The sequence below is a fragment of the Bartonella massiliensis genome, assembly GCF_902150025.1.
GTDB classification, from domain to species: domain Bacteria; phylum Pseudomonadota; class Alphaproteobacteria; order Rhizobiales; family Rhizobiaceae; genus Bartonella; species Bartonella massiliensis.
The window spans coordinates 1-908 of sequence record NZ_CABFVS010000075.1; the positions used below are offsets into that span (position 1 = coordinate 1).

The window sequence follows — 908 nt, forward strand, 5'->3', positions numbered from 1 at the left end:
TAATAATGTGAAATTTGATCTCGCTAAAGATCTCACTTTAGACAGCATAAAAATACCCGCTCTAGATACAACGGAAAAATCTGGTGTATCTATACAAGGCAGGGGACTGACTGTAGGGGGACTTACTTTAGCCAGCGATGGTATAACCATTGAGAATGGTCCCAAAGTCACCACAGATGGCATTGACGTCGCAAATAAAAAAATCACATCACTAGCGGATGGTTCTGTAGTCGCAGGTTCGAGTGATGCGGTTACGGGAGGTCAGCTTTATAGCCTAGGAAGCGGTGTTGCGGAGTCTTTAGGTGGCGAGGCTAGCTATGAGAATGGTACTTGGACCGCACCTAAATTCACGGTTAAGACCTTCAGTGAAGATGGTGGTGTTACTGACTCAACGTATGACACTGTCGTCTCAGCCTTTGCTGGAGTTGGTAAGTCATTTGAGAACGTTAAAGATAAATTTGAGAGTGTTAAGGATGAAATTACCAAAGAGGTGACTAAAGAGATTACGACAATCCAAGGCGATGCCTTGTTGTGGGATGAAGGTACAGGAGCCTTTGTTGCAGTGCATGGCAAAGATGGAGACAGAAAATCCAGCAAGATCACGTCACTAGCGGATGGTTCTATAGCCGCAGGTTCGAGTGATGCGGTTACGGGTGGTCAGATTAATGCCATTACAGCGGATTTGGCAAAAATTTTAGGTGGTGACGCATCGTTTAACGGCACGGGTTTTAATGCTCCCACCTATAAAGTATCGAATGTTTCTAAAGATGGAGAGGTTACAAGTAAATCCTATTCCGATGTAGGATCAGCCTTTGCCGGCATTGATACGAATTTCACAAACGTCGTTAATAACTTTAATAAGAAAATAGACAGCATTACGGAATCTGTCCAAGGCGATGCTTTGTTGT

The 908-nt window shown here is 43.8% G+C and carries 1 pseudogene; it reads left to right on the forward strand.

From position 1 onward, the window contains the following. Positions 1-908: pseudogene (locus FNZ60_RS09860) on the forward strand (hypothetical protein); the annotation flags it as partial.